Here is a 22,007-nt window from a genome sequence, read left to right on the forward strand (position 1 = left end):
TGCTCACGCGTCCTCGGGCTTGCGCCGCCGGTTCATCGCGAGCCATCCGGCGTCCCATGCGGCGTACCTGCGGTGATCGAGACGGCGGCGGACGAGGGCGAAGCACGCCAGCAGGGCCGTCAGCGACAGCGTCGCCGTGGCCGTTCCTGACGCGACGCCGTCCGCGACCGTGTCGATCCGGCTCCGCGGGCCGTCGCCCGGCCTGCCGTCGCGGTCCAGCCAGATCCGCACGGGCGTGCCGGCCTTGGCCGCCGAGGGAACCGGCGCCTGCCCGGTCGCCGTACGGCCGTCGGCGGCCGTCCAGGCGACGCCCGTGCGCAGCCGCGCGGCGGTGCCCTCCACCGCGACCCAGGTGGCCGCCGGCGCGTCCCGCGTGACGGTGGCCGTCACCCACCGCCCGGAATGCTCCTCGGCCACGCCGCCGCGATAGACGGCGGAGCCCACGGCGAACGCCGCGACCAGGCTCAGCACGGCCAGGATCAGGAAGGCCAGGACGGCCGCGGACTCGACTCTGTCGGTCCCGCGCCGTAACGGGTTGCCGTCGGGCAGGTAGCGCCGCACCCGCATCGTCACCGGGCCAGATCGCATCGCGTCACCCCTCCTCCTCGTGCGCCGGTTGTCTCACTCGCCCGGCTCCCGGAACCGCGGCGCGTCCGGCGGAGGGCCGGAGGACTCCTGGATCAGCGCGTTCAACGTGGTGTCGTCGGCGATGGCATGCTCGGCCTCGGGCGTGTCCTCCAGCGCGGTGATCTGCTCCGGTCGCCGCGCCTCCCGCTCCACCTCGTCCCGGTCCCGTACGGCCCCCTCGATCGCCTCCAGCATCTCCCGCCGGCTGTAGGAGCCCTCGGGGATCTCGTTCAGGAGGGCGAGGGTCTCGGCCGGCACGTGGATGTCCGCGGCGGCGGCGGAGTAGAGGTCGCGGCGCGTCACGCGGAGGCGGTCGTGGAACACCTCGTCCACGACCTGGCGCAGCCGCTCCGTCTCCGCAGGGTCAGGCATGCCTTCTCCTTCCGCTCTGTCCTTACCCCTCGCGGTGCGGATCCCACGCCCTCACGGCCCTTCCCCTTGCAGATCGGCGGCGAGGTCGACGAACTCCTGGATGAGCCGGCCGCGGCGGTCGGCGTCCCACGCGAGGCAGACCTCGTTGGGCGGGAGGTCCCGGACGGGCACGTGCGCCACGTCGGAACGGGTGTAGAAGGTCGCGGCGGACAGCGGAAGGATCACGACGCCACGCTCCGCCGCCACGTGTTCCAGCTTCTCCTCGACCGTTCGCACGGCGGGTTCCGTCCGGGGAGCGTCACCGGGCCACTCCGGCACCGTGGCGGGGTTCTGCAGCAGGCACTCATCCGCCAGGTCGGCGACGTCGACGGCGTCCTTGGCGGCCAGCGGATGGCCGGCCGGCAGGACCACGACGCGCGGCTCGGCGAACAGCGGCCGCAGCCGCAGCCCGCGCCGGTCCAGCGGCAGCCGGACGTAGCCGACGTCGGCCCGCCCGTCCCGGATGACGTCGATCTGGTCGTCCCAGCTCGTACGGAGCACCTCGACGGTGAGTTCGGGGTGCCGGGCGGACAGGGCGCGCACGGCCGGGGTGACGATCAGGCCGGGCATGAAGGCCACGGTGAAGGTCCGGGGGCCGCGGGCGGCCCGGCCGACCCGCCGCCGCAACGCCTCGGCGGCGGCGAGCAGCGGCCGGGCGTCCTCCAGGAGTTGCTCGCCGGCGGGCGTCAGCTCGGTGCCCCTCCTGGTGCGAACGAACAGCTGGGCCCTGAGCTCGCCCTCCAACGCCCTGATCTGCCGGGACAGCACGGGCTGCGCGATGTGCAGCGCCTCGGCCGCCCGCCCGAAGTGCAGCCGCTCCGCGACCGCCACGAAGTAACGCAGCTTGCGCAGGTCCACGTCCACCGGCGCCTCCTCACAGGAGTGATGCCCTGAGGGTATTACAGGCGCCCGGACAGGTCTTGGACGGCCGCCCACGTGCGATCGCAAAGTGGAGACACCTCCGATTCTGGCGAAAGGTCACCACCATGAAGCTTCACGGGCAGCGCGTCGTCGTCCTCGGCGGCACCTCGGGCATCGGACTGGCGACGGCACGCGCCGCGGCCGAGGAGGGGGCCGAGGTCCTCGTGGCCTCCAGCACTTCGGCGAGCGTCGACCGCGCCCTGGCGGCACTGCCGGCCGGCGCCCAGGGCCGGGTCGCCGACCTCTCCCGGACCGAACGCATCCGCTCCCTGTTCCAGGACCTCGGCGAGATCCACCACCTCGTCTACACGGCGGGCGAACCGCTGGAGCTGACCCCGCTCGCGACGCTCGACCCCGAGCAGGCGAAGTCGTTCTTCACCGTGCGTTTCTTCGGCGCGCTCGCGGCCGTGCGGGCGGCGGCCCCGCACCTGCGTCCGGGCGGCTCGGTGACGTTGACCACCGGGATCGCCAAGGACCGGCCGGGCCCCGGCTGGGCGGTCGCGGCCGCGGTCTGCGGCGCGATGGAGTCCCTCACCAGGGCGCTCGCGGTCGAACTCGCCCCGATCCGGGTCAACGCGATCTCGCCCGGCGTGGTGCGCTCCCCGCTGTGGGACCGGATGGACGAGGCCGACCGCGAGCGGATGTACCGGGAGACCGCCGCCGCCCTCCCCACCGGCCGCGTCGGCGAGACCGATGAGGTCGCCCAGGCCTACCTGTTCGCCATGACCCAGCCGTTCGCCACCGGCACCGTCATCACGGTCGACGGAGGCGCGATCTTGGTCTGAGTACCTTGTCATGATCCTCAGTGTCCGCGCGGACCGTTCACGTACCGGCCGGAGCCGATCAGTATGGCGGGAGGAACCCGATTCCGATCACGGGAGGCCCGCATGACCGACGCGCTGCTTCGCGACCCCCATCCCGTCTACGCGAAGGCCCGCGAGGCTTCCGGGCTGACCTTCCTCCCCGAGATGAACGCCTGGCTGGTCGCCAGGGACGCCGACGTGCGCGAGGTGCTGCGCAGTCCGGAGGTCTTCTCCTCGGCCAACGCGCTGCGCGGCGACTTCGTCCCCGAGCCGTCCGTGCTCGCCGAACTCGGCAAGGGCGTCGGCGGCGCGCCCGTCGTGGTCGTCTCCGACGGGGCGGCGCACCAGCGCTACCGGGCCCCGCTGGTCCGGGGACTGTCTCCCGCCCGGATCGCCTCGGTCGTGCCGTTCATCCGGGAACGCGCCGAGTCACTCGTGGACGCCTTCGCCGCGGACAGCAGAGTCGATCTCGTCGGCGCGTACGCAAGGAGGCTGCCCCGGGAGGTCATCGGACGCCTGCTGGGCCTCGACCCCGAGCACGTGCCGATGGCGGTGGAGGCCGGCTACCGCGCCGAGGAGTTGTTCTTCCTCCCGGTCGGAGAGGAGGGGCGGATCGCCGCGGCCCGCGAGGTCGTCGCCCTGCAGCATCTGCTCGACGAGTACGCGCGAAACCGCCGGGAGGACCCCCGCGACGACCTGTGCACCGAGATGGTCCGGGCGCTCGCGCCGGGCACCGGGCCGCTCACCCGGGAGCAGCGGGCGGAGCTGGTGTCGAACCTGCAGAACCTGCTGATCGCCGGTCACCTGACCACGACGGCTCTGATCTGCACCGCGGTGCTGCATCTGCTGCGGCATCCCGCGCAGTGGGAGCTGCTGTGCGCCCGGCCCGAACTGATCCCCGACGCGGTCGAGGAGGCCGCCCGGCACGACGCCCCGGTCCAGGCGTTCCGCCGCCTCACGACCCGCCGGGTGACGCTCGCCGGCACCGACCTGCCCGAAGGCGCCACCGTGCTGGTCGCGTACGGCTCCGCCAACAGGGACGAGGCCAGGCACGACCGGCCCGGCGACTTCGACGTCACCCGGCGCGCCCGGCGTCATCTCGCCTTCGGGCACGGCGTGCACTCCTGCCCGGGGGCGCAGCTCGCCCGCGAACAGGTGCGGATCACGCTGGAGATCCTGACCCGGCGGCTGCCCGGGCTTCGGCTCGCGGCCGACCGGCCGGTCGTCATGGCCCCCACGCTCATCCACAGGGGCCCGGAGGAGCTGTGGCTCACCTGGTGAGACTCCTCAGGGGAGCCAGTCCAGCCACTCGCCGTGCGGCCCGGCCATCGCGAGCGGCTCGCCGTCGAGCGCGGGCAGGAACGCCAGCCGCCTTTCGGGCAGGTCGGCCGTCAGCTTCGCAAGCAGGGAGGGCAGCCGGGGCGAGCCCTCGTTGGAGATCCATCGCACCGGCAGGTCGCGTATGAGTGCCACGAAGCGGTCCCGCGCCTCGGCGTCCAGGTAGGGCATGACCGCGCTGTGGAAGACGACGACCGTCGCCCCGGCGGGCGCGGCGGCGACGAGATCGGGCAGGGCCGCCGCGGCGTCCCCGCGCACCAGACGCGGCGGGTCCTGCCTCGCCATCCGCACCGCCCCGCGCAGCCGTGCGAGCCGGTCCCGCTGTTCCGGCCACACGAGGCACTCCAGCCAGCGCACCGCCTCGTCGTCGCGTACGTCGATGGGATCGAGGTCCAGCCCCGCCCGCCACACGACCTCGGGGAGGCGCCGCGGCACCGGCACCTTCCCGTTCGTCCGGCAGGTGAGCAGGACCGGGCTGCCGGCCGGCCCGATCTCGGGCCCGTCGTCGTACCGGTAGCGGTAGCGGTCAGGGTAGAGGCACAGCCCCGCCGAGGCGCCCACCTCCACCAGGGCCAGCGGCTGTGGCAGCGTCGCCAGCACCGGCAGCAGGCTCGCGCACCGGCCCGCCTCGTTCGTCTGCGTCCGCCGGGCGAGCATCGTCTCCCGCACCTCGGCCCAGTGGCTCACGGTCCACTCCCGGAAGCGGCCGAACTCGTCGTACGGCCCGCCGAGGAAGCGCACGGCGGCCAGCAGCAGGTTCGGCTGCCGCTTCGGCTCCGGCAGGCGGCCGATCAGTTCGAGCAGCCCGGGGTCGGCGGCGATCCCGAGAGCGAGCGCCTCATAGGCCGGGCTGTGCCCCCTGACCTCTCGCTCCGCGAAGTATCGGTACCACTCCGCCGTGTCCATGCCCGCCTCCCCGCGGAACGCCGAAGACCCATCAAAACAGCCCGAATGCCTCTCAGGCAGGTCGGTCCCAGGCCCACAGGCGCTCGCCGTCCTCGATGTGATCGGTGGGCACCAGGCCGATCCGGCCGGCCACCGTCATGGACGCGTGATGCTCGGGATGGATGTGGGCCTCGATGCGGGCGACACCGCGCGCACGCAGCCATCCGGCCAGGGCCGCCGCGGCCTCCGAGGCGTACCCCCGGCCCTGCCAGGCGGTCCCCACGACCCACGCGACCTCGGCGCGCCGCCCCTCGTCCACCACGGTCGCCTGGACGTAGCCGACCGCCCGTCCGTCCGTGTCGCGGCGGATGATCCAGTTGAGCCACTCCTGCCGCCCGTCCGGAGACCGGCGGGATTCGAGCGCGGCGTACCGGGCGCGTAGTTCCGGCAGGGTGGGCGCGGCTCCGCCGATGAAGGCGTACAGCTCCTCCCCCGCCAGCACCTCCGCCATCTCGTCCGCGTCCTGCGCGGTCAGCGGCCTCAGTGTGAGCCGCGCCGCCGAGATGGTCTCCATACGCCGAAGTCTCCCCCGTCCCGGCCCGTACGCCCAACGGCTTTTCACCGGCGGCCGGATAACCGATCGATTCCCGGCGTGCACGCGGACATCATGGCGGGCATGAAGCACCGCATCGGTTCCGAGCGCGCCCGCGAGGAGGCGCTCGTCGAGCTGCACGGCTCGCTGGACCGCCGCTACCGGCCGGAGGACGTCGCCGAACTGGTCCTCCAGGCACTCGCCGGACGGCTGTCGGGCCGCGAGCGCCTCGTGCTGGGCCGTGCCGCCCGGCACTCCTCGCGCGGCTCCGCGTGGTTCACCTCGATGTCGAGCGACTACGCGCGTCCCGTCGGCGGAGCGCGTCAGGTGGCGACGGCCGCCCGGCTGTTCGACGGTCCGGCGGAGGTGGACCCCGACGACCCCGAGTCCCTGCTCGCGTACGCGAGCACGGTCGGGCGCTCCATCGAATGGACGCCCGGCCGCACCGACTTCCTGGCCGACCGGCTCAACCGCGAGGCCCGGGAGGCCGCCGGGATGGACCTGTCGAAGCGGCAGTACAACCGCCGCTTCCGCATGCTGCGCCACATCGCCGCCAAGGCGGACACGCTCGAGGTCGAGCGGGACAAGCGGCGGCTGCTGCTGATCGCTGTCACCGGCTTCGGCGCGCATATCCCGCTGGAGAGGTTCGTCGCGGACCCGGACGCCGCCTGCTTCGTCGCGTACTACACCGCGCGCCGCAAACTGCGTCGCGAGTTCAGCCTCTCCGGGCGGGACAACCCCTTCGACGAGATCGCGGAGGTGCTGCTCCGCCGGTGCGGAGACGATGCGGACTGGTGGATGGTCGCGCAGGTCCGGTCCACGCCCGACGTGCTGGACCGCCTCAGCGACGGGGAGCGGGGACGGCTGCTCGGTCAGTGGTCCGCGGTCATGCGGCACAGTGGCAGGCTCCTGGGCCGGCGCTGGCGGCCGACCACCGACCGGGCGACGATGTTCGTCCGGCCCGGCGACGACTCCAGCACGTGGAACTCTCTGGCGGGCGCCTACAACGCGGCCCGTGCCGGGTGGCTCGCGTGCCTCGCCTCGCTGGACGCCCTGGAGTTGCTGGACGTGTCCTGCCCCGGCAAGGCGATGCGGCTGATGGCCGCGGACCTGGCGGCCTGGCACCGCTCGACCGGCGGCGACGTCCATCCCGGCACCCGGGTCTGGGCCGCGCTGCCGCCGCCCTGGGAGGTGCTGGACGGCACGGCCTCCTGCACCCGTGCGGACGTCGAGGCGGCCTGCCGTACGGCGGGGCTCGACCCGGAGAAGTCGGGCTGGACCGCGCCCGCGCCCAAGCGCCGTGTCGCGGTGTTCCGGCCCACCCCCGAGCTGGTTCACGGCGTCGCCGTCGCCGATCCCGTGTGGGCGGCCCTGTTGCGCCGGGCCGGGGTGTTCAGTGGCCGGACCGTCAGGCCCGGCCTGGCTTCGGACGCCCTGCACGGGCTTCAGGGCGGCGTCGTGACCGGCGACCTGCCCTCCGGTGTGGAGACGGATTAATCCGTGGCGCGGCCGGGGACGGTCTAGCAGACTGGAACCCGGCCCGCCGTAGTTCAGAGGTAGAACGCCCGGCTCTTCATCCGGGTGGGCGCCGGTTCGAGCCCGGCCGGCGGTGCCCACACGATGGAGCGGCCTCGTCGTAGCTCAGCGGTAGAGCGCCCGGCTCGGGACCGGGTGGGCGCCGGTTCGAGCCCGGCCGGCGGGGACCTCCATAGCGTGGATCATGGTGATATGGCCGAAACCGTCGAGACGCTCGTCGCCAGGGCCGCGCCGGGCCATCAGTACGTGCTGTGGGACCTGTGGGAGGCCCTGTTCCTGGCGGCGGCCGATCGCGAGCACGCCGAACACGCTCTCGACGCCCTGGCGGCGGTCCCGCCCCGGCTGTGGCCCGAACTCGACCTCGCGCGGCGTCGTGGCTGGTACTCCGCCCTCACGGACGTGGCGGCACCCGTGCCGGACACCCCGCTCGCCGTGCTGGCGGCGGCCTGCGCCTACGACGGTCACGAGCGGGAGCGCGCCGTCCGGCATCCCGCCATGCGTCACGACCCGCGGCTGCTGCCGATCCTGGTGATCCGGGCCGCCGACTGGGTGGCCGAGGTGCGGTCGGCGGCGGCGGGCGTCCTGGGCCAGGTGCTCGCGGCGCCCACCGCGGCCGTCCTGGAGAGCGTCGCACCGGTCGCCGTACGGCTCGGGCGACGGCGACGCGGCGAAGCGGTCGTCCGCATGGTGCGTGACGCGATCACGCGGGCGGGCGACGAGGTCCTCACGGCCCTGCGGAGCAGCGCCGACATCCTCACGCGCCGGTTCGCCTACCGGGCCTGTCTCGACGGCGGTCGGCTCCGGGGGGCGGACCTGGTCCACGCGGCGCGGCACGAGGAGGACATGACCTGCCGGACGCTGTGCGCGGAGGCGGCAGCCCCCGCGTGCGGGCACAGGCCGTACGCGCCGCGGGCCGCCTGGGAGCGCGGGCCGACCTGGCCGCGATGCTCGTCGATCCCGCGCCGGTCGTCGTGCGACACGTCGCCGAGGCGCTGCGCGACGCGCCCCCGCCCGAGGACCGGCTGTGGGAGGCGTACGACGCGCTGGGCGAACGGACCGCGCGCGTTCTCGCGTGGCACCTGCGGACGATCAGCAAGATCGATAAAGTGCGCGAGTGATCGGACCCCGGTGGGCGCGTGCCGTACGGCCGGCGCTCGCGATCGTGCTCCTTATGGCCGGGCTCGCGGGCGAGCCGGATCTCCTGGAGCAGGCAGTGACGTGTGTCTCCGTATCGTTCGGCGACAGCATGTCGCTGTCCTGCGGTGATCCCGAGTTCGAGGCGAAGATCAAGGCCAACGCGCTCACCCCGGAGGAGGCGAAGGCCGTCGGCTGCCCGCCGATCTATTGGAGAGGCGACGGGAGCACGCCCGAGTCCGGCCTCCCCCTGTCGCAGCCCGGCTTCATGACCGCGGAGCCCACGTACACCCCGCGCACGCCCGATCCGGCGGTCGCCGCGCGGGTGAACCAGGCGTGGGACCGGATCGAACGCTGGCTGGGCGCGCACGCCTCGGCCACGCTGCGCGCGCTCGGCTTCGGCGCCGGCCCGCAGGACCTCGCCCGGTGGGAGGCCACGCACGGCCGCCGCCTTCCCGACGACCTGTACGCCTCCTACCTGCGGCATGACGGCGTCGACGGCAATCCCCGGGCCGGATTCCAGCTCCCTCCGTCGTACGGTCTGCTCGGCCTGCTCGGCATCGACGACATGAACGATTCCAACTGCCGCTCCCTCGTGATGCGGGGGGATCGGGGGGCGGCCGACCCCGAGGACGGGGTGTGGCACGGCGGCCTCCTGGCCATCGGCAGTGACGACCGCGGGCGGGAGCTGTTCGTCGAGCCGCGTACGGGCCGGGTGGGCGAGGCCACGTGGCAGGAGAAGCTGAAGTACGACGGCCCGATGGGGTGGCCGTCGCATCTGGCGATGCTGGAGGCGCTGGCCGGCGCACTGGAGCGGGGGCAGGCGCTGCGGAACTGGTATCCGGTCGTCACCGCCGGCTGCGAGCTGCGCTGGGCCGGGAGGCCCGCTCCCTTGCGGCCGGACTGCGCCGGGGGTCCCCGGCCGTCCCCCAGCCCCACGCCCACCACTGAGCCGACCCCGGAGAAGCCGACGGCCGAGGAGTTGCGGGCCGGCGGGTGCCTGCCGTCCCGCCGTACGCCCCGGGTGCGCGTGCCGGGGCCGCGCGTCACCGCCGAGGTGAACGCGGTGTGGCGGCGCATCGAGCGGTGGCTGGCCAGGAAGGCGCCCGCGACGTACACGCTGCTGCGGCCCCCGGCCCGTCCCCTGGACATCGCCAGGTCGGAGGCGGCGATGGGGCTGCGCTTCCCCGACGACCTGCGTGCCTCGCTGCTGCGGCACGACGGCGGCGGCTCGTGGGGGTTCGGCCCCGCCCCCTTCTATGAGCTGATGTCCGCCAAGGACATCCGCTCGGAGTGGAAGATGCTCTGCGGCGACGGGGACGAACTGCTCGACGACTGGTGGAACGGCCATCTGGTCCCCTTCGCCCACGCCAACGACGGAGGGAACCTCTTCGTCGACACCCGTACGGGCAAGACCGGCGAGTTCTTCAACGAGGAGGGACTCACGCTGAAGGGCGACGTGGTGTGGCCGTCCTACCTGGCGCTGCTGAAGGCGACCGCGAGGTCGCTGGAGACCGGCAGGCCGATTCGCGGCTGGCGGCCGAAGGTCGTCAAGGGCGAGCTGGAATGGGAGAGCACCACCCGGTGCACCCCCGGGCCCTGTCAGGCAGGCCCGGGAGCGCCCCCGATGGAGGCGCGGATCAGCTGACCGTCACCACCGCCTTGGCCGCCTTGGAGAACAGCGAGAAGTCCCGGGTCGCGATCAGCGGCGCTCACCCCAGCCGGGCGGCGATGCCGTCGAGGACGAAGTCGAGCCCGATCGCGAAGCGTTCCTCCGGCGGGGGACCGGCCGGGTGGGTGAGCCATTCCGTGAGGTGAGGCAGGCCTCCGTCGGCGGCGGCCAGGTCGCGGAGCGCCGCGATGGCGGCGTACAGCCGCGCGTCGTCGTCCAGGCCGTGGCGCCGCTCCAGGCGAGCCTCCTCGCTCTCCTGGAGGGCGCTGCCGAGAACGTGCCGGTCGATCAGCGCCGCGTAGGTCATGGCGTCGCCGACGGTCGCCCCCTGCCGTACGAGGACGGTGAGCATGAACTCCAGCCGGCGCATCATGTGCGGGCCGGCCGGAGGGCGGGCGTGGACCAGCACGGGGAACCAGGGGTGCCGTGATGTCATCCGCCGGGTTTCCAGCGCGAGCGTGCGCAGGTCGCCGCGCCAGTCGTCACCGGGCTCCGCAGGGAGCGGGATCTCGGCCGTGGCCGCGTCGAGCATGAGGTCGAACAGGCCCTCCTTGCTGTGCACGTGCCGATAGAGCGCCATCGGCGAATAGGGCCCGAGGCGGGCGGCGACCGCCTTCATCGTCAGGCCGTCCAGTCCGGCCTCGTCGGCCACCCCGATCGCCGCCGCCGTGATCTTCTCCCGGTCCAGCCCGCGCCGCCGCGTCGGCGGCTGGGTCCAGATCAGCGGGAACGCGTTCGTCTCTCCCTCGCCCACGTCGTAAGTTTACGCCATACACTCTATGTGTACGACATAAACTCCAAGGACTGGAGGCGCTGATGACGCAGGCGGCGACCGACGCGTACGAACCTCCGGGGATCCGGCTGGGCATCGTGAGGGGCGTCAGCTACGGCCTGTTCGGCCCGCCCGGCACATTCGTCCCCCAGGCCCGATCGCTGGGAGCCGGGATCGTGCGGGCGTACGTGTACTGGAGCCAGGTCGAGCCCGAGCCCGGCCGCTACCGCTGGGACGTGGTCGACGCGCTGCTCGGCCAGTTCGACGGCGACGAGGAGGTGTGGATCACGCTGTGCTCCAGCTCGCCGTGGGCGACCCGGACGCCGACCGACTTCCTGCCGCCCTCCCCCGCGCACGACCTGAACGCCTACGCCGAGTTCGTACGCCGGGTGGTGGGCCGCTGCGCCGGCCGGGTGCGCTACTGGCAGTGCGACAACGAGCCGAGCAACACCGACCTGCTGTGGGCGGGGACCGCCGACGAGTACGTCGCGCAGCTGAGGGTCATGTACGCCGCGGTCAAGGAGGCCGACCCCGCGGCCGCCGTGGTGCTCGGCGGGTGCGGCTACGACGTGCTCGGCAGCGAGGCGGGAAGCGAACCGTGGCGTTTTTTCGAGCAGGTGCTGGCCGGCGGCCGCGACGCCTTCGACCTGTTCGACGTGCACCTGTACGGCGACGCCGCCGCGGTCCCCGCCCACATCGAGGCCGTGCGGGACCTGATGCGGGCGCACGGCTGTCTCAGGCCGGTGGTGGTGGGCGAGTACGCCGCGCCCGTGCCGTTCGAGTTCCCCGACGCCCAGGCCGTCATGTACGAGGTGTTCGCCGAAGCCTTCGCCGAGGGCGCACAGGTGCAAAGCACCGGAGAACTGGCCGCCAGGGCGCGGCAGGACACCCCCGAGCGGCGGGCCATGGCCGCGTTGTACGCGCGGATGCCGCAGCTGCCGCCCCGGCTGCAGATGTTCATGGAGGGGTGCCCGCCCGAGCTCGAGGCCAGACGACACCGGATCAACTGCCGCGAGCTCGTCGCATGCACCCTGCAGGCGCTCGCCGCCGGGGTCCGCCGCACTCTCTACTGGAACCTCGCGCCCGAGGTTCCCGGGCCGGCCGACCCGCTGCAGATCATGCATCTGATGTTCGGCAAGCTCGCCATGCTCGGTTACCGGGACGGCGAACTCGCCGTCCGGCATCCGGCGGCGGACACCTTCGCCCTGCTCGCCGCGCAGCTCGCGGGGGCCCGCCGGGTGACCCGCGTCCAGTCCGCCGGCTCACCCGGCCTGTACGCGTTCGAGGTCGAGCGTGCCGGGCGGGGGCCGCTCCTGGTGCTGTGGGATCGGTGCGGCACGGCCGACGACACGGCCGACGACACTGCCGGCGACACGGCCCGCGGAGAGGACCGGCCGCCCGTCCCCGTCTCCTGGCCCTGGCCCGCCTCCACCGCGACGGCCGTGGACGCGTTCGGCGAGCCGCACGCCGTCGAGGTCCGCGACCGAACGCTGCGCACGGCCGTTTCCGGCACGCCGGTGTTCGTCAGCACCGTCGTCGGCCCGGAAAACTGATCACGTCGGGATCGGGGCGACGGACTCCCGTTCGACCAGGGTGACGTCCATGAAGAGGGTGGCGGGCGGTGCGGGCTCCGGGTCGCGCAGCCGCCGGATCAGGCGCCGGGCCGCCTCCGCGCCCATCTCGTAGACCGGCTGCGCGATGACGCTCAGGGCCGGGGAGACCAGCACGGTCCAGTCCAGGTCGTCGAACGCCACCACCGAGAGCCGGTCGGGCACCGCGATGCCGAGGTCCCGGATCGCGCGATAGGCGCCGACCGTCATCAGGTTGTCCACCGTGAAGATCGCCGTCGGCGGGTTCTTCAGCGCGAGGACGCGCTTGGTCTGCTGATAGGCGGCCTCGGCGGCGTAGGTGCCGGTGCGCCGCACCATCTCGCGACGCACCGGCACCCCGGCGTCCCAATGGGCCCGCAGGTAGCCGAGCAGCCGGGCCTCGCTCGGGCTGAGCTCGCCCAGCGACACCTCGGCCTCCGGGGTGAGGAACCTCGCCCAGTCCTGCTCCCGGGGCTGGCGCAGCTCCGTCACGATCGCGACGCGCCGGTGGCCGAGGTCGAGCAACCGCCGTACGGCCTGGTAGGCGGCCTTCATGCCGTCCACGATGACGGCGTCGGCCTCCAGGCGGTCGCTCACGCGGTCGAACAGGACGACGGGCGTGCCGCCGCTCTGCGCCTGTGCCAGATGGTCGACCTGCTTGACGTCGGCGGGCGCGCAGATGATGCCGTCCACCTGCTTGTGCAGGAGCAACTGCACCGCCTCGCGCTCGCTGGCGAGGTCCTCGTCGCTGTTGGTGACGAGCGTGCTGAAGCCGTTCTCGTGCGCGACGTCGGAGATCCCCCGCAGCGCGCGGGCGAAGAAGGGACTCTCGATGTCGGCGCACACGACGCCGATGGTGTCGGTCCGGCCGGTGCGGACGCTGGCGGCGAGGCGGTTGGCGCGGTAGTCGAGCTGCCGCGCCGCCTCCGTCACCCGACGCCGGACGTCCTCGCTGACGCTTCCGTAACCTCCCAGCGCGCGCCCCGCCGCGGCCGTGGAGACGCCGGCGAGCGCCGCCACGTCCGGGAGCGTCGCCCGCCGCGGCCTGCTGGATGCGGTCACGGATCCTCCCCTTCCCGGTATCGGTCGCCGCCGGCGGGATCCCGGCCGTCATCGCGGTCGCGGGCACGCCCGGGAAGCGCCGGCGGCTCGTCCATCAGCGATCCGCCGCAGCGAGATTGTAGTGATCCCGCGCGGCGCGGGCGGTGATCCGTCCGCCGCGCAGGTCGGCCTCCACGGCCTCCCTCGGGCGCAGCGCCGGGTCGCCGAATCCCGCCCCGCCGCCGGCCCGCAGGCTCACCACCTCGCCTGGGGCGGCGACGTGCTGCCCCTTGGCCGGGAGCGGGGTCTGCGCGCCGTCCTCGCGGATGAGGACGATCGAGGCGGGGGTGCCGGGCAGGCCGCCGTCGAGCCCCTGGGGGGCATGACCGGGGTCGCTCTGCTCGGCCTCGGAGAGGAACTGCATGGGCCCGTCGGAGATGTTCCGGTAGTCGGCGCGGATGCCCAGGCCGCCCCGCGTGCGCCCGGCGCCGCCGCTGTCCGGCCTCAGCTCGTAGCGCTCGACGCGCAGGAGGTAGCTCGACTCGATCACCTCCGCCGGGATGATCGCGCAGTTGGCCATGTGGACGTCGACCGCGTCCGCGCCGTCGTGCGACGCGGTGGCGCCCGCGCCGCCCGCGACGTTGGCGAGCAGCACGACGCCGTCCCCGGTCTTCGGCGAGGCCGACTCGCAGATCAGCACCGGCCAGCCGACGAACCACTCCGCCGAGGCCCGGTGCGGGGCCGCCGGGGCCAGCGCCCGGGTCATGACGGAGGCCAGTCGCTGGGAGGCCAGGTGCCGGTCGCCGACCGCGGCGGGGAAGATCGGATTGACCGCCGAGCCCTCCGGGGCGTCGATGGTCACCGGCTCCATCGACCCCTCGTTGAACGGCACGTCGCCGGGCAGCAGGCACTTGATCGCGTAGTGCACGACGGATCGCGTCGTGGACGTGGGGATGTTCATGCCGCCGGGCATCTGCGGGTCGCAGCCGGAGAAGTCGACGTGCGCGCTGCCGCCCTCGATGGTGACCGTGACGGCGAGGCGGACGGACGCCCCGGGATTGATGCCGTCGTCGTCCAGCCACCCCTCGGCCTGGTAGGTCCCGTCGGGCAGGGCGAGCAGTTCGGCCCGGGTGCGCTCGGCCGTGTAGCCGATCAGGTCGTCGATCGCCGTCACCAGCGTGTCGGTGCCGTAGCGCTCCGCGAGCCGGGCGAAGCGGCGGGCGCCCGAGCGGGCGGCGGCGACCTGGGCACGCAGGTCGCCGTGGTTCTGCTTGGGGTGGCGGGTGTTGGCCGTGATGATGTCGCGGACGTTCGGCTCGGGGACGCCCCGCACCTCCAGCTTCACCGCCGGCAGCATGACGCCCTCGTAGAACGCGCTGCGGCTGGTGGCCGCCGCCGTGCCGGGCACGACCCCGCCCCAGTCGGCGTGGTGCGCGATGGCGCCGGTGAAGCCGATGAGCCGCTCGTCGCCGTCGAAGACCGGGACGAACAGGTTGAGGTCGTTGGTCTGGCAGGCCCCCAGGTACGGGTGGTTGCTGAGGAAGACGTCGCCGGGGTGGATGTCGTCGCCCCACTTGTCGAGGCAGGCCCGCAGCGCGGGGGACATCGAGGCGAGCAGCGTCGGGATGTCCAGCGCGGCGGCGAGCAGCCGGCCCGACCGGTCGAAGACCGCGCAGCTGTAGTCACGCATGTCCTTCACCACGACGCTGAGCGCGGTGCGCCGCAGCGCCGTGCCCATCTCCTCCGCGATGGTCTCCAGGGCGTGCCGGATGACCTCCGTGGTGATCGGGTCGGTTCGTCTCGTGCCCAGGTTCATGCCGGAGTTCCCTTCACAGTCAGGACGAGGTTGCCGTCGCCGTCCACGCGCACCCGCGCGCCCGGCGGCACGACCGTGGTCGCCTCGCGCTCCTCGATGATCGCCGGGCCGCTGAACGCCGCCCCCGGCGTCAGGTCCGCCCGCTCGTACACGTCGGTGTCGACCCAGCCGGCCCCGCGGAAGCAGACGCGCCGCACGGAGGCGGGGGCGGGGGTGGAGGACGCCTCCTCGGAGGAGGCGGCGGCCGTGCGCGGCAGCACGCCGTACACCTCGACGCCGACGGCGACGAGCTCGACGCGGGCCTCCTTGTCGCTGTGCCCGAACTCGAACTCGTGCTGGGCGTGGAAGCGGTCGAGCGCCTCGGCCAGGCTCAGCGCGTCCACGGGACCCGGCCGCAGCAGCACCTCCACGTCGTTGTCCTGCCAGGCGTAGCGGAAGCGGGCCAGCCGGTTCTCGGTCCGTCCCGTGGTGAGCGACTCGACCCGGGAGAGCCGGTCGCGGGCGCGGTCGAGCAGGCCGGTGAACAGCGCCTCGATCTCCTCCGGGCTCAGCGTGTCCACGGGCGCGTCCACCGTGAGCGAGAAGTCGTACTTCAGGTCGGAGGTGGCCAGGCCCAGCGCCGAGAACGTGCCGGGGTGGCGCGGCACCAGGACGGTCCTGATGTCGACCATCTCGGCGACCGACAGGGCGTGCATGGGACCGGCCCCGCCGAAGGGCAGCAGCACGAAGTCGCGCGGGTCGTAGCCGCGGTTGACGCTGACCACGCGTACGCCCCTGGCCATGATGGCGTCGGCGACGTCGAGCATGCCCAGCGCGGCCTCCTCCAGGCCGATCCCGAGCGGCTCGGCGACGTGCGTCAGCACCGCCTGCCTGGCGGCCTCCACGTCGAGGGTCATCTCCCCGCCGAGGAACCGCGCGGGGTCCACCCGGCCGAGCACCACCTGGGCGTCGGTCGTCGTGGGCCGGGTGCCGCCGCGTCCGTAGCAGGCGGGCCCGGGGACCGCGCCCGCGCTCTCCGGTCCCACCCGCAGCAGCCCGGCCGCGTCCACCCGGGCCAGCGACCCGCCACCGGACCCGATGGTGTGGATGTCGAACTGCGCGACCTGCAGCGGCCGCCCCTCGAACTGCGACGACCGGTCCAGGCGCGGCCTGCCCTCGTGGATCAGGCAGATGTCGGTGGACGTGCCGCCCATGTCGAAGGTGATCTGGTTGGCGTACGCCGGGTTCTCGGCCACCCGGGCGGCGGCGAGCACCCCCGCGGCGGGGCCGGACAGCACCATCTTGTGCGCGGCGGCCGACGCCTCGGCGGCCGACATGACGCCGCCCGAGGACTGCATCACGAAGAACGGGCAGGTGACCTGCTCGCTGTCCAGGCCGTCCTCGACCGCCGACAGGTAGCGTGCCACCAGCGGCTGCAGGGCCGCGCTGATCGCGGTGGTCGACGCCCGGGGATACTCCTTGATCTCGGGCGCGACCTGGGAGGAGACGGCGACGTGCAGGCCGGGCAGCGCGGCGGCCAGCCGCTCGGCCACCCGGCGCTCGTGATCGGGGTTGCGGAAGGAGAACAGCAGCGTGACCGCGCACGCCTCGGCGCCGCTCGCCGCGACCTGGGCCACGACGCGGTCGATCTCCTCGTCGGTGAGCGGGGTGACGACCCCGCCCAGCCGGTCGAGCCGCTCGTCGATCTCGAAGACCATCTCGCGCGGGATCACCGGTTCCGGCTTGACGACCCCGAGGTCGAACAGCGCGGGGCGAAGCTGCGTGGCGATCTCCAGGACGTCCCGGAAGCCGCGGGTCACGATCAGCGCGGTGGGCGGGAGCTTGAACTCCAGGAGGGCGTTGGTGGCGACGGTGGACCCGTGCGCGAACATGCGCAGGGCGCCGGTGTCGACGCCGCGCGTGCCCCGCGCGGCGCGGACGCCGTCGAGCACGCCGCCCGCCTGGTTCTCCGGGGTGCTGGGGACCTTCTCGACGAGGACGCGCCCGTCGTCACCGATGACCACGACGTCGGTGAAGGTCCCGCCGACGTCGATTCCGAGGCGTTGGCTCACTGCTTTCCTGCCTTGTAGAAGTACGCGCTGACGGCGGGGTCGTTCATGTTCTCCTGGGTGGCGACGACCGCGTCGAGGCTGACCGACTGGGGCTTGGTGCCGTCCTTGAGGTAGGCGGCGAGGTCGGAGACCGCCCTGCTGCCCATGTCGCCGGGCTTCTGGATGATCAGCGCCGCGACCAGGCCGCGCTTGAGCAGGCTCACCTCGTCGGGCGAGGCGTCGAAGCCGACGATCTTGACCTGGTCGCTCTTGCCCGCGGCCTGTACGGCCTGGGCGGCGCCGAGGGTGGGGTTGGTCCAGTTGGTGAAGACGCCGGCGAGGTCGGGGTAGCGCTTGAGCACCGCGCTCACGGTTCCGGCGATGGTGGTGAGGTCGGTGGCGTCGTAGCGCTCGGCGACGTACTCGAGGCCGGTCTGCTTCAGTCCCTCCTGCCAGCCCTTGAGGCGGGCGTCGGTGCTGGAGGTGCCCGGGGTGTAGCCCTCGAAAGCGACCTTGCCCTTGCCGCCGAGCAGCTTGTCCATCGTCTGGGCGGCGAGGCGGCCGGCGGCCTCGCCGTCGGAGGTGACGGTGGCGAGGCGGGCCGACGAATCGGCGACGTCGGCGTCCACCGTGATGATCGGGATGCCCTGCGCCATGACCTGCTTCATCGGCGCGATCATCGCCTTGGCGTCCAGGGCGGACATGATGATCCCGTCCGGCTTGCGGGCGGCGACGGACTGCAGGAGCTGGGTCTGCGAGGCCACGTCGAGCGTGGACGGCGCCTGCCAGCTGAAGTCGAAGCCCTGCTTCTTCGCCTCGGCCTCGGCTCCGGCGACCAGGGTGAGGTAATAAGGGTCGAACTGGTCGTTCAGCAGCATGACGATCTTCTTGCCTGCGGCGCTCCCTTCTCCGGCGCCGTCGGCGGACGAGGTCCCGCCGCAGCCGGCCAGCAGGGAGACCACCAGCGCGCTCGCGGCCAGGGCGGGGATGGTTCGCTTCATCGGGTTCCTCCGGACTGAGGGGTGGGTGCGAGCGAGGAAGCTCGGGTGCGCGCGGTTCACGTCCGCGCGGTTCACGTCCGCTCCTGGGCGCGGATCTTGACCTGGTCCACGTAGACGGCCACGAGCAGGACGACGCCGACGGCGACGTTCTGCCAGAACGGCTGGACGTCCATGATCACGAAGCCGCTCTGCAGGACCGCGGGGATGAGCGCGCCCACCACGGTGCCGGAGATCCGGCCCCGTCCCCCGAACAGGCTCGTCCCGCCGATGACGACCGCGGCGATGGCCGACAGCGCGTCCCCGGAATGGCTGGTGATCGACGCCGTGCCGAACCGCGCGACGTCGAGGACGGCCACGATCCCGCACAGGGCACCGGTGCCGACGTAGAGCAGGATCATGTGCCGCTTGACGTTCACGCCCGCGCGGCGGGCCGCCTCCAGGTTGGCGCCCATCGCGTACGTGTGCAGGCCGAAGCGGGTCTTGGACAGCACGACCCAGAAGACCGCCGTGACCACGGCCGCGATCACGATGGACCACGGGACGACCCCGAACAGCTTGCCCAGGCCGAACGACGACTGGAAGGGCAGCGGCACGTTCTGCACGTTCTGGCCGTTCGTCCAGACGCTCGCCAGGCCGAGCACGATGCCGCCGGTCGCGAGCGTGGCGATGAACGGAGGGATGCGGAGCCTCACGGCGAGCACGCCGTTGACGGCGCCCCAGCCGACGCCCACCAGCAGGCCGCAGACGACGGCCACGGTGATCGCGATGCCGAGGTGCGGATAGTGGAAGTCCGCCGCCTGCGCGGCCGTCCCGGCGAGCGCCCCCATCACCTTCGCGACGACGACGGCGGAGAAGATCGTGATCGAGCCGATGGACAGGTCGAGCCCGCCGGCGATGAGCAGGAACGTGATGCCGCACGAGAGGATGAGCAGCTGCGAGGCCGTGAGCAGGATGGACTCGGCGTTGCTCAGCGACATGAACGTGCCCGCCGGAGTGACGATCGAGAAGACCGCCACGATGGCGATCAGCAGAAGCAGGATCGTCGCGTCGGACAGCCGCTGGGGGCGCGGCACGGCCCTCCTGCGCGACGTGGCCGGCGGCGTGCTCTGCGGGGTGACCGGCGGTGTGGTCTGCGAAGCGAGGTCGGTCATCGCGGTTCTGCCGCCCTTTCCTCGGTCGGGCTGAGGGTGTCGGCGCCCGTCATCGCCCTGATCAGATCGGTCGAGGTGACGTCGGACATGCGCGCGGTCAGAACCCGCCGGCCGAGCCGCAGGACCGTGCAGCGGTCCGCGACGCGGAAGACGTCGGGCAGGTTGTGGGAGATGAGCAGCACCGGCAGTCCCTTCTCGTCCCTGATCCGCCTGATGAGCTCCAGGACCGACTCGGTCTGCGCCACGCCGAGCGCCGCCGTCGGCTCGTCCATCATGATCAGGGCCGAGCCCCACATCGCCGCCCTGGCCACCGCGACGGCCTGCTTCTGCCCGCCCGACATCGAGCCGACCTCGGCGCCCAGGTCCTGGATCTTCGAGTTGAGCTGACGCAGGTGCGTCGCGGCCTCGGCCCGCATGGCCCTGCGGTCGACGAACCCCAGCCGGCCGAGCAGTCCGGGCCGGGAGGGCTCGCGGCCGAGGAAGAGGTTGGCGTCCGGCGGCAGCGTCGGCGCGAGGGCCAGGTCCTGGTAGACGGTCTCGATGCCGGCGGCCTGGGCGTCCCTCGGGCCGGTGAAGCGGTGCGGCACGCCGTTGATCTCGACGGTGCCCTCGTCGGGCGTCACCGCTCCCGCGAGCACCTTGACCAGCGTCGACTTACCGGCGCCGTTGTCGCCGAGCAGGGCGTGGATCTCCCCGGGGGCGATGTCCAGGTCGACGCCGCGCAGCGCCTCGACGTGGCCGTACCGCTTGCGCACGCCGCGCACCCGCACCGCGAGGTCGGCGCTGTCCTTCATAGGGTCTCCTCCGGTGGATAGAGGGCGTCGAGATCGGCGGGGTAGCCGTAGCCGCCGTGGTGACGGCAGACCGAGGCGGCGTACGCGGCCGCCCGCGCCATGGCGACCTCGGCCGGGACCGCGGGCAGCGCGACCAGCAGCTGCGCCGCGAAGGCGTCGCCGGCGCCCAGCGTGTCCACCACCTCGGTGGGGACCGCCGGCTGCCACACTGTACGTCCCGCGGCAGCCAGCAACGCTCCCTGATCTCCGCAGGTCACGACCGCGAACCGAGGTCCGAGCGCGAGGACGGACGCGGCGAACTCCGCGCACTCGCGCCGGTCGAGCCGGGGCCGGGAAAAGAAGGCGATGCCGACGGAGGGCAGCAGCTCCCGCGCGTACTCCATGTCCTTGTAGGAGAAGTCGAAGGAGACCTTCGTGACGCGGGCGATGTCGGGGAGCTGGTCCTCGACCAGGCTGGTGTGTCCCGTGTGGACGAGGTCGAACGACGACAGGTAGTCGAGGTCCGCCGGACTCAGCCGCAGCTCCTCCGTCGGCGGGACGTAGTCGACGAAGGTCCGGTTGCCGTCGGCGTCGAGCTTGACGTCGGCCCGGGGGGTGGGGTGGCCGCCGTACCGGGACCACCGGGCCTCGACTCCTTCGGCGGCCAGGCTGTGCCGTACGAGGCCGCCCGCCGGGTCGGCCCCGATCGAGCCGAGGTAGGCGGCCTCCGCGCCGAGGCGTCCGGCGTGGACCGCGACGTTGCAGGCGCTGCCGCCGGGGAAGACGAGGCCGAGGTCGAGATATCTGTCGACGACGTTGTCGCCGACTCCGCACAGCCGCATCTCAGTACGCCATCTTGTGCATGTAACGCCGCTCGTCGAGCGAGTGACCGGTGACGGACTCGTAGTGGTCGGCCAGCCGGGTGGCGACGTTGGCCAGCACCGGGGCGGACAGCTCCGGCCGGGCCGCCGCGGGCACGCCGGGCAGTTCGAGGGCGGCCGAGTCGAGCGTGTAGACCCGGGAGGTCACCTTGGGGGCGAAGGCGGCGACCCGGTCGGCCATCGCCTGGGTGCTGTCCTCGCTGCGCAGGAGGATCAGCGGCGCGTCGCCGACCACCATCTCGAACGCCCCGTGGAAGAAGTCTCCGGACGCCACGCAGACCGACTTCTTCCACTGCATCTCCATCAGGTAGCAGACCGAGAGCAGGAAGGCGACGCCGTACGCGTTGCCCCCGCCGACCACGAAGGTCAGGTCGGCGTCGGCGGTCTCCCTGGCGATGGTCGCCGACAGCTCCTCGTGCGCCTCGGTGGCCGCGGCGAGCGCCTCGGGCAGCGCCGCGTAGCCGCGTTCGAGGGTCTCGAAGTCGAGGTCCGCGCCCTCGGCCCGGAGCAGTTCATGCACGAGCTGCCCCAGCAGGACGTGCTTGGCCGCCGTGATCGTCTTCTCGCTGTGATAGGTGAACGCGGCGTCCCCCAGCTCGGCGAGCGGGTTGTCGTCGTCGGTCGCCACCGCCACCACGTACGCGCCCGCCTCCTTGGCGAGGCGCGCGGCGGCCACCGTCTCGGGGGTCGCGCCGGAGTGGGAGGAGGCCACCACCAGCGAGCGCTCCGACAGCCGGGGCGAGGGGGAGGCGAGGAACTCGGCCGCGTTGATGTTGTGGCTGACCAGCCCGGTCGCGGAGGCGGACAGCGAGGCGTGCGCCGGCACCGAGGAGGCCCAGGAGCCGCCGCAGCCGAGGAAGAACACGTCCGTCACTCCGCGCGAGGCCGCCTGCGCCGCCACCTTCGCGGCGACGCCGCGCTGGTCGACCGCTCCCCCGATGACCTCCCTGAGCTGGGGGTCGACGGGGCGCAGGCCGGGTTTGGAAGTCATGGGGACACTCCGCAAGTAGAACGTTCTCACTGACCGGTGCGCG

The 22,007-nt window shown here is 73.1% G+C and carries 21 protein-coding genes and 2 tRNA genes; 8 read left to right on the plus strand and 15 right to left on the minus strand.

Annotated elements, in window-relative coordinates; all coding sequences use genetic code 11:
* Positions 1-3 precede the first annotated feature (3 nt).
* Genes FLW16_RS04640 through FLW16_RS04650 form a run of 3 tightly spaced genes read right to left on the minus strand, consistent with a single transcriptional unit; the run spans position 4 to position 1,902 of the window.
* Complete coding sequence (locus FLW16_RS04640) at positions 4-588, minus strand: hypothetical protein (RefSeq protein ID WP_142557914.1); 585 nt, start codon at positions 586-588, stop codon at positions 4-6.
* A gap of 33 nt (positions 589-621) precedes the next feature.
* Positions 622-999, minus strand: coding sequence for a hypothetical protein (locus tag FLW16_RS04645; protein ID WP_142557916.1), 378 nt, complete (start codon positions 997-999; stop codon positions 622-624).
* A gap of 51 nt (positions 1,000-1,050) precedes the next feature.
* Positions 1,051-1,902 carry a LysR family transcriptional regulator gene (locus tag FLW16_RS04650; RefSeq protein ID WP_142557918.1) on the minus strand — a complete coding sequence of 284 codons (852 nt, stop codon included), beginning with the start codon at positions 1,900-1,902 and terminating at the stop codon, positions 1,051-1,053.
* A gap of 122 nt (positions 1,903-2,024) precedes the next feature.
* Here FLW16_RS04650 and FLW16_RS04655 point away from each other — a divergent pair, with 122 nt between their 5' ends.
* Both FLW16_RS04655 and FLW16_RS04660 read left to right on the plus strand, forming a co-directional pair.
* Positions 2,025-2,744, plus strand: coding sequence for an SDR family oxidoreductase (locus tag FLW16_RS04655; RefSeq protein WP_142557920.1), 720 nt, complete (start codon positions 2,025-2,027; stop codon positions 2,742-2,744).
* 102 nt (positions 2,745-2,846) lie between these two features.
* On the plus strand, positions 2,847-4,043 hold the full coding sequence (locus FLW16_RS04660) for a cytochrome P450 (RefSeq protein ID WP_142557922.1): 1,197 nt from the start codon (positions 2,847-2,849) through the stop codon (positions 4,041-4,043).
* A gap of 6 nt (positions 4,044-4,049) precedes the next feature.
* Here FLW16_RS04660 and FLW16_RS04665 read toward each other — a convergent pair whose 3' ends face one another.
* Together FLW16_RS04665 and FLW16_RS04670 are read right to left on the minus strand one after the other, a co-directional pair.
* Positions 4,050-5,006 carry a DUF2332 domain-containing protein gene (locus FLW16_RS04665; RefSeq protein WP_142557924.1) on the minus strand — a complete coding sequence of 319 codons (957 nt, stop codon included), beginning with the start codon at positions 5,004-5,006 and terminating at the stop codon, positions 4,050-4,052.
* A 52-nt stretch (positions 5,007-5,058) separates the two neighbouring features.
* Positions 5,059-5,559, minus strand: coding sequence for a GNAT family N-acetyltransferase (locus tag FLW16_RS04670; protein ID WP_142557926.1), 501 nt, complete (start codon positions 5,557-5,559; stop codon positions 5,059-5,061).
* 102 nt (positions 5,560-5,661) lie between these two features.
* On the opposite strand from FLW16_RS04670, the gene FLW16_RS04675 reads away from it, so the two are divergent.
* From FLW16_RS04675 to FLW16_RS04685, 3 genes are all read left to right on the plus strand, one after another.
* Entirely contained in the window at positions 5,662-7,074 is a 1,413-nt protein-coding gene (locus FLW16_RS04675; RefSeq protein ID WP_185949252.1) for a hypothetical protein, read from the plus strand.
* Between the two features lie 42 nt (positions 7,075-7,116).
* Positions 7,117-7,189: transfer RNA gene (locus tag FLW16_RS04680), tRNA-Lys, on the plus strand.
* An 18-nt stretch (positions 7,190-7,207) separates the two neighbouring features.
* A tRNA-Pro gene (locus tag FLW16_RS04685) sits at positions 7,208-7,279 on the plus strand.
* Between the two features lie 334 nt (positions 7,280-7,613).
* Here FLW16_RS04685 and FLW16_RS04690 read toward each other — a convergent pair.
* Entirely contained in the window at positions 7,614-7,799 is a 186-nt protein-coding gene (locus FLW16_RS04690; RefSeq protein WP_142557928.1) for a hypothetical protein, read from the minus strand.
* A gap of 198 nt (positions 7,800-7,997) precedes the next feature.
* Between FLW16_RS04690 and FLW16_RS04695 the strand changes: the two genes are divergently transcribed.
* Both FLW16_RS04695 and FLW16_RS43415 read left to right on the plus strand, forming a co-directional pair.
* Positions 7,998-8,231 (plus strand): hypothetical protein, encoded by a 234-nt coding sequence (locus tag FLW16_RS04695; RefSeq protein WP_142557930.1) that lies wholly within the window; start codon positions 7,998-8,000, stop codon positions 8,229-8,231.
* Positions 8,228-9,895, plus strand: a complete 1,668-nt coding sequence (locus FLW16_RS43415) for an SMI1/KNR4 family protein (protein WP_185949253.1) — start codon at positions 8,228-8,230, stop codon at positions 9,893-9,895. The genes FLW16_RS04695 and FLW16_RS43415 overlap by 4 nt, the downstream gene beginning before the upstream one ends.
* A 64-nt stretch (positions 9,896-9,959) precedes the next feature.
* Here FLW16_RS43415 and FLW16_RS04705 read toward each other — a convergent pair whose 3' ends face one another.
* The gene (locus tag FLW16_RS04705; RefSeq protein ID WP_142557931.1) at positions 9,960-10,673 is read right to left on the minus strand and encodes a TetR/AcrR family transcriptional regulator; all 714 of its coding nucleotides are present in this window, start codon (positions 10,671-10,673) and stop codon (positions 9,960-9,962) included.
* 62 nt (positions 10,674-10,735) lie between these two features.
* Here FLW16_RS04705 and FLW16_RS04710 point away from each other — a divergent pair, with 62 nt between their 5' ends.
* Complete coding sequence (locus FLW16_RS04710; protein ID WP_142557933.1) at positions 10,736-12,244, plus strand: hypothetical protein; 1,509 nt, start codon at positions 10,736-10,738, stop codon at positions 12,242-12,244.
* Here the strand turns inward: FLW16_RS04710 and FLW16_RS04715 are convergent, their stop codons facing one another.
* The 8 genes from FLW16_RS04715 to FLW16_RS04750 all read right to left on the minus strand — a co-directional run bounded on the left by FLW16_RS04715 (position 12,245) and on the right by FLW16_RS04750 (position 21,964).
* Positions 12,245-13,342 carry a LacI family DNA-binding transcriptional regulator gene (locus tag FLW16_RS04715; protein WP_142557935.1) on the minus strand — a complete coding sequence of 366 codons (1,098 nt, stop codon included), beginning with the start codon at positions 13,340-13,342 and terminating at the stop codon, positions 12,245-12,247. It lies immediately after the preceding gene.
* Between the two features lie 94 nt (positions 13,343-13,436).
* On the minus strand, positions 13,437-15,137 hold the full coding sequence (locus FLW16_RS04720; RefSeq protein ID WP_142557936.1) for a hydantoinase B/oxoprolinase family protein: 1,701 nt from the start codon (positions 15,135-15,137) through the stop codon (positions 13,437-13,439).
* A complete protein-coding gene (locus FLW16_RS04725; RefSeq protein WP_142557938.1) occupies positions 15,134-17,188 on the minus strand; it encodes a hydantoinase/oxoprolinase family protein in 2,055 nt (684 codons plus the stop codon). The genes FLW16_RS04720 and FLW16_RS04725 overlap by 4 nt, the downstream gene beginning before the upstream one ends.
* Positions 17,185-18,168: a substrate-binding domain-containing protein gene (locus tag FLW16_RS04730; RefSeq protein ID WP_142557939.1), complete on the minus strand. Its 984-nt coding sequence runs from the start codon at positions 18,166-18,168 to the stop codon at positions 17,185-17,187. Before FLW16_RS04730 ends, FLW16_RS04725 begins: the two co-directional genes overlap by 4 nt.
* A gap of 71 nt (positions 18,169-18,239) precedes the next feature.
* Positions 18,240-19,319 carry an ABC transporter permease gene (locus tag FLW16_RS04735; RefSeq protein WP_142557941.1) on the minus strand — a complete coding sequence of 360 codons (1,080 nt, stop codon included), beginning with the start codon at positions 19,317-19,319 and terminating at the stop codon, positions 18,240-18,242.
* Positions 19,316-20,113 carry an ATP-binding cassette domain-containing protein gene (locus FLW16_RS04740; protein ID WP_142557943.1) on the minus strand — a complete coding sequence of 266 codons (798 nt, stop codon included), beginning with the start codon at positions 20,111-20,113 and terminating at the stop codon, positions 19,316-19,318. The genes FLW16_RS04735 and FLW16_RS04740 overlap by 4 nt, the downstream gene beginning before the upstream one ends.
* Positions 20,110-20,934, minus strand: coding sequence for a PfkB family carbohydrate kinase (locus tag FLW16_RS04745; RefSeq protein ID WP_142557945.1), 825 nt, complete (start codon positions 20,932-20,934; stop codon positions 20,110-20,112). The genes FLW16_RS04740 and FLW16_RS04745 overlap by 4 nt, the downstream gene beginning before the upstream one ends.
* A 1-nt stretch (position 20,935) precedes the next feature.
* On the minus strand, positions 20,936-21,964 hold the full coding sequence (locus FLW16_RS04750) for an SIS domain-containing protein (protein ID WP_142557947.1): 1,029 nt from the start codon (positions 21,962-21,964) through the stop codon (positions 20,936-20,938).
* Between the last annotated feature and the right edge of the window lie 43 nt (positions 21,965-22,007).

Origin of the sequence: Microbispora sp. KK1-11, from assembly GCF_006874435.1 — a bacterium.
GTDB lineage: Bacteria > Actinomycetota > Actinomycetes > Streptosporangiales > Streptosporangiaceae > Microbispora > Microbispora catharanthi.